Raw genomic sequence first — 8,618 nt, 5'->3', positions numbered from 1 at the left:
CTTGATTTCTTAAGAACGAAAGTCGCCGTCGCCAGCAGCGCCGCCGCCCTCGTTCAGTGAGCGGACTTATAAATCCACACCCTCAAACAAGTCAACACAGCAATATCAAAAAAAATCAGAAATGTGATAGGTACCTGATTGTAAAAGGGAATTTCGTTTTCATGAGCTTATCGGCATAAAAAGACGCAACCACACTCCTGGTTTTGCACAGGAGAACAGGCCGCCAGGCATCAAGGCAGGGCTCGCGCCTTCTTTTAGCCCCCTTCCTCGCTAATTGCTTCGTCAACGAAGCGTTAATACGAGACATGCCTGCGCGTGTCCTTATATGGGCTGCTGCGACATGTCCCGCTGGTGCGTCGACCGATTTGACTCCCAGCTTTGAAAGTTGCACACCTTCGCCTGAAGTTTCTGGAGAGCGCATGACCGACGGGGCACAGCTGGTATGACTGCGGATCGCAATGTGATCCGGTCGCTAGGCACGGAACCGCCAATTCTGGCGGAAGGGCGCCGTGCACCTGATCGTCGCGAAATTTCGCTTCGATGGCTTTCCGGCACGTTCCTCACCGGCATTACCTCTTCCATATTGATGGGCGTGGCGCTGTTTGCCGCTCTTGACGGTCGTCAGCAGCTCGCCATTCCCGCCGAAGCCTTCGCCAAGGCGGATATGGGCAACAATGCCACGGAAGCCGCCCGTCGCGGAACGCGCCTCGTCGCACCGAATATCGCGGCCCGGCCGTCCGACCGGTCGATCATGGAAGTTTCCACCGTCATCAATGAAGGCGACAAGGAAGTGGTCCGCAAGGTCCCCTTCTCCCACGTCAAGATTCCGCTGGCGTCAAATTACGCCAAGCAGGATGACTATCCCGCCTTCGATCCCCTGAATATTTTTGCCAGCAACGAGGACAAGGACGCATCGGCACCCGCGCCAAGCCGGACAGGAACGATCTATGGCTCCGAGGTTGAATCCGAAGTCAGCCTGAAGACTGTCGCCTTTCCCGTCCAGCATTCCAAATATGCCTTCGCCGGCTCCTTGAGCTTCGACGAGGTCGAGGAGGCGGTGCGCTCGAACGGTTCGATCCTGACGGATGGCAACGAGCAGCTGGCCGCGCTCTATTACATCGACCCACGCCGTTTCGATAATGATGACGGCGATGTCGATATTACCGCGGGCCTTGCCGCCCGTGTCGTCGAACAGAACATGTCGGTCTCGACCCCGCAGTCAGCCTCGGTGCCCGTCAAGGAATATGCCGACGACGTGATCCCTGCCCGCCAGACCGAAACCATCGAGGCGGCCCTGTTCGGCGCCGGCTATTCCAAGGTGCAGTCCTCGGAAATCGCCGGGCTGCTATCGCCGCAAATCCAGTCGAACAATGTCGAAAGCGGCGATGTGCTGCGCGTCGGCATTATTCAGGAAGACGAGAAAAGCGACATCGTGCGCGTGAGCCTTTACCGCAAGGGCCGCCACATGGTCACCATGGCCATCGATGACAGCAAGCGTTTCATCAAGGCCAGCGAACCGCCGAAGCTCGATGCCGTGGCGACCGCCTTCGACAGCACCCCGGCACCTGCCGCCGGACGCGATCTGCCGAGCGTTTATGACGGGGTCTACCGTGCGGCTCTGGCCTACGGCATGAACCAGGGCATGGTTTCGCAGCTCATCAAGCTTCTGGCCAGCAGCGTCGATTTTCAGGCGCAGCTCAAGCCGGCGGATACGCTGGAAGCCTTCTTCTCCGTGGAAGACGCGGATGGCAAGGCGACGGACAAGTCGGAACTGCTCTACGTCAACGCCAAATTCGGCGACAACGAGACACGTTTTTACCGTTTCCAGAACCCGGACGACAACAGCATCGATTATTTCGATGAAAACGGCAAAAGCATCCGGCAGTTCCTGTTGCGCAACCCGGTTCCGAACGGCCGCATGACATCCGGTTTCGGCATGCGCCGCCATCCGGTTTTGAAATTCAGCCGCATGCATACCGGCACCGACTGGGCCGCCGCCCGCGGCACGCCGATCATCGCGACGGGCAACGGCACTGTCGAGAAGGCCGGATGGGCCTCCGGTTACGGCAACCAGACGCTGATCCGCCATGCCAATGGCTATGTCTCTTCCTATAACCACCAGAGCGCCATCGCCAAGGGTGTCACCGAAGGTGCAAAGGTCCGGCAGGGCCAGGTCATCGGTTATGTGGGATCGACCGGTCTTTCGACCGGCGCGCATCTGCATTACGAACTGATCGTCAACGGCACCAAGGTGGACGCCATGAAGGTGCGCCTGCCGGGCGGCAAGTCGCTTTCCGGCGAGGCGCTGGCGCGTTTCTCCGATGAGAGAAAGCGCATCGACAATCTGCTGAATATTGACGAAAAGCCCAATCAGGTGGCGAGCCGCTGATCTGCGGGGAGACCCGAACGACAATCCCGGTCATATGAAAAGGGCCCGGTCATATGAAAAGGGCTCCGTTTCCGGAGCCCTTTCATTTTATGCCGCATCGGCCGTTTCAGCTTCGGCCTCACCCTTGGCGGGCTTGACCTTGAACAGCAGCCGATCCGTGCCCGAGGTCACCTTGACCCGCGATCCATCCGGGACTTCGCCGCCGAGGATCATTTCGGCAAGCCTGTCCTGAACCGCCTTCTGGATCACCCGCTTCAGCGGGCGCGCGCCGTAAGCCGGATCGTAACCCTTGTTGGCAAGCCAGTTGCGGGCATCCTCATCCAGTTCGAGCGAAATCTTGCGATCGCCGAGCAGCGAGATGAGGCGCTTCAGCTGGATTTCAACAATTGCACCCATTTCGTCGCGCCGCAGGCGGTGGAAGAGGATGATATCGTCGATGCGGTTCAGGAATTCCGGCCGGAAATGCGATCGGACCCGCTCCATAACCAGATCACGAACCGAATCCACATCGTCATTGTCGCCCATCTGCGTCATGAATTCCGAACCCAGGTTCGAGGTCATGATGATGATGGTGTTCTTGAAATCGACGGTGCGGCCCTGGCCATCCGTGAGGCGGCCGTCATCCAGCACCTGCAAGAGGACGTTGAACACGTCCGGATGCGCTTTCTCGATCTCGTCGAACAGCACGACCTGATAGGGCCGGCGGCGAACCGCTTCGGTCAGGGCGCCGCCCTCTTCGTAACCGACATAGCCGGGAGGCGCACCGATCAGCCGGGCAACGGAGTGTTTCTCCATATATTCCGACATGTCGAGGCGAACCATCGCGGTTTCGTCGTCGAACAGGAGGCGAGCGAGCGACTTGGTCAGCTCGGTCTTGCCCACGCCCGTCGGGCCAAGGAAGATGAACGAACCGATCGGCCGGTTGGGATCCTGAAGGCCGGCGCGCGAACGGCGAACCGCCTTGGAAACCGCCTGAACGGCCTCGCCCTGCCCGACAACGGACTTGGCGAGCTCGTCTTCCATGCGCAACAGCTTTTCGCGCTGGCCTTCCAGCATCTTGTCGACCGGAATGCCGGTCCAGCGGGAAACGACATGGGCGATATTGTCCGCCGTCACCACTTCCTGAACCATCGAGCCGGCACCGCTGCTATCGCGGGCTTCCGCCGCAGCCAGTTCCTTTTCGAGGCCCGGAATGATGCCATAGGTCAACTCGCCGGCACGCTGGAACTGACCGTTGCGCTGGGCGATCGCCAATTCGTTGCGGGCCTCATCCAGCCGCTTCTTGAGATCCGCGGCATGGCCGAGCTTCTGCTTTTCCGCCTGCCAGCGGGCAGTCAGCGCATCCGCCTTTTCTTCCGTATCGGCCAACTCGTCCTCGAGCTTCTTGAGGCGGTCGGCGGACGACTGGTCCGTTTCCTGCTTCAGGGCTTCGCGCTCGATCTTGAGCTGAATGATGCGGCGATCCAGTTCGTCCAGTTCTTCCGGCTTGGAATCCACCTGCATGCGAAGACGCGAAGCGGCTTCGTCCATCAGGTCGATTGCCTTATCAGGCAGGAACCGGTCGGTGATGTAGCGGTTGGAAAGCATCGCAGCCGCAACCAGGGCCGAATCCGAGATACGGACCTTGTGGTGCTGTTCGTATTTTTCCTTCAACCCGCGCAGGATCGAGATCGTGTCCTCAACGGTCGGCTCATCCACCAGCACCGGCTGGAAACGGCGGGCAAGGGCCGGATCCTTCTCCACATGCTTGCGATATTCATCGAGCGTGGTGGCGCCGACGCAGTGCAACTCACCGCGGGCAAGGGCGGGCTTCAGGAGGTTGGACGCATCCATCGCGCCATCGGCCTTGCCGGCGCCGACCAGCGTGTGCATCTCGTCGATGAACAGGATGATGCCGCCGTTTTCGGCCTGCACTTCATTGAGCACAGCCTTCAGGCGCTCTTCGAACTCACCGCGATATTTCGCACCGGCGATCAGCGCGCCCATATCGAGCGCCATCAGCTTCTTGTCCTTCAGGCTTTCCGGCACATCGCCATTCACGATGCGCAGCGCAAGGCCTTCGGCAATCGCCGTTTTACCGACGCCGGGTTCACCGATCAGCACGGGATTGTTCTTGGTGCGGCGGGAGAGCACCTGGATGGTGCGGCGGATTTCGTCGTCGCGACCGATCACCGGATCGAGCTTGCCTTCGCGGGCCTCTTCCGTCAGGTCGCGCGCGAACTTCTTCAGCGCATCGAAGCCCTGTTCGGCATTGGCGCTGTCAGCCGTGCGGCCCTTGCGGATATCGTTGATGACCTGATTGAGCGCCTGCGCGGTTGCCCCCGCCTTTTTCAGGGAAGCCGAGGTGGTGGCGGAGCTTTCAATCGCAAGCGCCTGCAGCAGACGCTCGACAGTGACGAAACTGTCGCCGGCCTTCTTGGCAAGATCTTCCGCAGTCGAAAATACCTTCGCAAGCGGAGCGGTCAGGGAAAGGCCGCCATTGCCGCCGGAAACCTTGGGCAATTTCGCCAGAGCCGCATCATTGGCAAGACGCGCTTCCTTGGCGTTGCCGCCGGCGCGCTCGATCAGCGATGCCGCCATGCCCTGCTCGTCATCGAGCAGAACCTTCAGAACGTGTTCGGGCGAAAACTGCTGATGGTTTTCGGCCAGCGCAAAGGTCTGTGCCGATTGCAGAAAACCGCGAACGCGCTCGGAGTATTTTTCAATATTCATAGTCGAACCTCCATAGACCGGCCCGCCCGCTTTCGGCACGGCTCCGGGTGTTAGGGTTGAGGCTCCCTCAAAAGGCAAGCCCCGCTGCGACAGCCGTGTTTAAAGGATTTCACGATTGCCGCCTCTCGACGGTCGGTTGCCGGCGAATGCGGCTTCCGTCCGTCCTGCACGAATATGGGAGGCATTTTCATCGGTTTAAAGGGAGAAAAACCCATCATCCGGGAAATTTTCATATGTTTTGACAGGCATCAAATCCCACCGGCTGCGAACGGAATGTGCATAGCCAACCGCCAAAAACAAAAAACTCCGGCAGGCCGGAGTTTTTCGATTGCAGAGTGGTTTGCAGAAGCTGCTTATTCAGCAGCGTTCTCAAGCGTGGCAGGTGCAGCGTCTTCACCGGCCGGCGCATTTTCGCCTTCGGCACCTTCCGCAGAGGCGGTGCGGCGCGGGCGGCGCTGGCGCGGTCCGGTTGCACGGCGCGTCTTCGGTGCGCGTTCGCCCGCCGGAGCTTCCGCCTGCTGCTGCTCTTCTTCGACGGCCACTTCCATGGGCGTGCCTTCGATGACGGGCTGCGGCGCCTGGCTGGCATCGTATACCGGCGGCTGCTGTTCGGCGGCCACCTGCGGCTGGCGCGGCTGACGCTCCTGCCGCTCGCGGCGGTCCGGACGCTCACGACGCTCCTGGCGCTGTTCGTTCCGCTCAGTACGCTCCTGACGTTCCGGCTGCTGCGCGCGCTCGGCCTGTTCGGCCTGCTGCTGCGGTGCAACGACGCCTTCATCGCCGTCGTTCACATCCATATCGTCGCCATCGGCAGCATTGTACTCGCCGCGGTCGTCGCGCTGGAAGCGTTCCTGCATCTGGGCCTGAGCCGAAGCGATGATACGGTTATAATGTTCAGCGTGCTGCAGATAGTTCTCAGCGATCACGCGGTCGCCGGAACTCTGCGCGTCGCGCGCCAGAGCCGCGTATTTTTCCGCTATGTGCTGGGCTGTGCCACGGATTTTAACATCGGGGCCGGAACTGTCATAAGTCCTGGTAAGCGGGTTGCCGCCCTTGCGGTTGAAGTTGTTGTTACCGCCACCATTGTTATTGTTGTTGTTTCCACGCCCCCGGCCGCGCTTGTTTTGCTGTCCTGGCCTCATCAATTGCTCACCTGAATTCTGTTTTGCTGACAATCTGGTTGTTTTCATGCAATTCCGGGCGGAAAACCGCTGGAAATTTTTCCTGAAATTGCTCCATCACGCGCCTTGCCGAAGATAACCCCAGGGCAAGACCTCGCGTATGACGACCGGCTGCGCAAATGCTGCACCGAGCCGCCTGCGAACAAAGTTTACTGATTCACATGCCGGAAACGCCCAGCCTTTCAGGGCTCTTTAAAGAACCCGCTTCGGGACTGACCCATACCCTGACGAATCTGTGTTCGTCCTCAGCCACCCGGCATGTGGCCGCAAACTATCCCGCTTCCTGCGGAAATCCAAGCCTTTTCTTTTGCTGTGCAAAATATCCTTGCAAAAAATCCGCAGACATATCGCGAACAACTATCTCCGGAAGGTCAAAACTCTGTCGTTACCGCCATAATCCTTCACGGCGTCCAGAAGAGAGAAGCCGTGGGAAGCAAATATAGCGGAAACATCAAGCCTTTGATCGAAACCGATCTCCACACCGACAATCCCGTTTTCCACAAGAAAGCGGCCTGCATCGGCAGCGATGAGGCGGTACGGTGCAAGGCCGTCCTGACCTCCATCCAGCGCCGCCATCGGGTCGTGGATACGAACCTCCTGGTCAAGCGTTGCGACGATATCAGTCCTTATATAAGGCGGATTCGACACAATTATGTCAAAGCGGCCAGAGATTTTTTCAAACCAGTCGCTACGAACGGCCTCAAAGCGCCCGCCGAGATCGTTTCGGGCCGCATTCCGGGCCGCCGTTTCCAGTGCATCGGCGGAAATATCGCTACCGATCCCAGTTGCTTCGGGGCACTCCTTCAACAGCGCCAGACAGATCGCGCCGGTCCCGGTGCCCATATCCAGAATGCGGGCGCTGCCCTTGGCGGAAGCGGCTTTTTTCAGCGCCGGCAACAGCGTATCGACAAGAACTTCCGTATCCGGCCGGGGTTCAAGCGTCTCCTTCGACAAAAGAAGGTCGAGGCCATGAAATTCCCGGTGACCGAGAATACGATGAACGGGTTCGCCATTCGCCCGTCTTTCGATCATGGCCGCGATACGGGCGCTTTCTTCCGGCGTCACGGCACGATCAGGCTTCATCACGAAATCAGTCAATGAAAAACCGACGACCTCCGCAATCAAAAGCCGCGCATCGAGAAGCGGATCGGCGATCCCCGCCGCCTGCAGCCTTTTGCGGGCTGCGGCAAGCGCGTTCGCAACACTCGCTTCAGCCGCCGTGCTCAAAGCTGTTCGCCGAGCTGTGCAAGCTGCCCCGCCTGATAGTCAGCGATCAGCGCATCCACAAGTTCATCGATCTCGCCTTCGATCATCCGGTCCAGCTTGTAGAGCGTGAGGTTGATGCGGTGATCGGTAACGCGGCCCTGCGGAAAATTATAGGTGCGGATGCGCTCGGAACGGTCGCCGGAACCAACCTGGCTCTTGCGGTCGGCCGAACGTTCGCTCTCCACCTTCTGGCGCTCGATGTCGTAAAGGCGCGAGCGCAGAACCTGCATGGCCTTGGCTCGGTTCTGGTGCTGCGATTTCTCCGAGCTGGTGACGATCAGGCCCGTCGGCAGATGGGTGATGCGAACGGCGGAGTCGGTGGTGTTGACGTGCTGGCCGCCCGCACCGGAAGCACGCATCGTGTCGATGCGAATGTCTTCCGGGCGGATTTCGATATCGATATCTTCCGCTTCCGGCAGCACAGCAACGGTGGCAGCAGACGTGTGGATGCGGCCGCTCGCTTCCGTTTCCGGTACGCGCTGCACCCGGTGCACGCCAGATTCGAATTTCAGCTTGGAGAACACCCCTCGCCCGCTGATCGTCGCGATGATTTCCTTGTAGCCGCCCGCTTCGCCCTCGCTTGCGGAAAGCACTTCCACCTTCCAGCCCTTGGTCGAAGCGAAACGTTCATACATGCGGAACAGATCGCCGGCGAAGAGCGCGGCCTCGGAGCCGCCGGTGCCGGCGCGAATTTCGAGAATCGCGCTTTTTTCGTCCGCCGCATCCTTCGGCAGCAGCAGAACCTGCATGTCCTTTTCAAGCTCGCCGATGCGGACCTCGACATCCGGCAGCTCCATTTCCGCAAGCTCGCGCATATCCTTGTCGGTCGACTTGTCGGCCAGCAGCGCCTCCAGATCGGCGGCCTCGGAAACCGCCTTCTCGTAGTCGCGGATTTTCTTCACCACCGGCTCGAGTTCGGAATATTCCGAAGCCAGCTTCACATAAACATCCGCGGCAGGCCCGGCTGACATACGCGCTTCGATCTCACCGAAACGTCTTTCCAACTCGCGCATTTTTTCGACGGGAAGCTTCGCCACCAGTCACTCCAATAATGATACAGGTCTTTTAGA

General features: G+C 59.6%; 5 protein-coding genes. 1 reads left to right on the top strand and 4 read right to left on the bottom strand.

The window, feature by feature from the left end; genetic code table 11:
• Window positions 1–442 precede the first annotated feature (442 nt).
• On the top strand, window positions 443–2,389 hold the full coding sequence (locus ACQZ5K_RS14825; protein WP_137005340.1) for a M23 family metallopeptidase: 1,947 nt from the start codon (window positions 443–445) through the stop codon (window positions 2,387–2,389).
• 87 nt (window positions 2,390–2,476) lie between these two features.
• On the opposite strand, the gene clpB is transcribed toward ACQZ5K_RS14825, so the two are convergent.
• The 4 genes from clpB to prfA form a co-directional block, all read right to left on the bottom strand.
• Window positions 2,477–5,101, bottom strand: coding sequence for an ATP-dependent chaperone ClpB (clpB, locus tag ACQZ5K_RS14820; RefSeq protein ID WP_448740682.1), 2,625 nt, complete (start codon window positions 5,099–5,101; stop codon window positions 2,477–2,479).
• Between the two features lie 353 nt (window positions 5,102–5,454).
• Entirely contained in the window at window positions 5,455–6,243 is a 789-nt protein-coding gene (locus ACQZ5K_RS14815; RefSeq protein WP_448740681.1) for a DUF4167 domain-containing protein, read from the bottom strand.
• 396 nt (window positions 6,244–6,639) lie between these two features.
• Window positions 6,640–7,509: a peptide chain release factor N(5)-glutamine methyltransferase gene (gene prmC / locus ACQZ5K_RS14810; RefSeq protein WP_448740680.1), complete on the bottom strand. Its 870-nt coding sequence runs from the start codon at window positions 7,507–7,509 to the stop codon at window positions 6,640–6,642.
• A complete protein-coding gene (prfA, locus tag ACQZ5K_RS14805) occupies window positions 7,506–8,585 on the bottom strand; it encodes a peptide chain release factor 1 (RefSeq protein ID WP_338808553.1) in 1,080 nt (359 codons plus the stop codon). The genes prmC and prfA overlap by 4 nt, the downstream gene beginning before the upstream one ends.
• Window positions 8,586–8,618 lie beyond the last annotated feature (33 nt).

The organism is Agrobacterium sp. 22-226-1, assembly GCF_053522345.1.
Note: the sequence above shows the minus strand (reverse complement) of the source record. Positions and strands in the feature narration are given on the sequence as shown.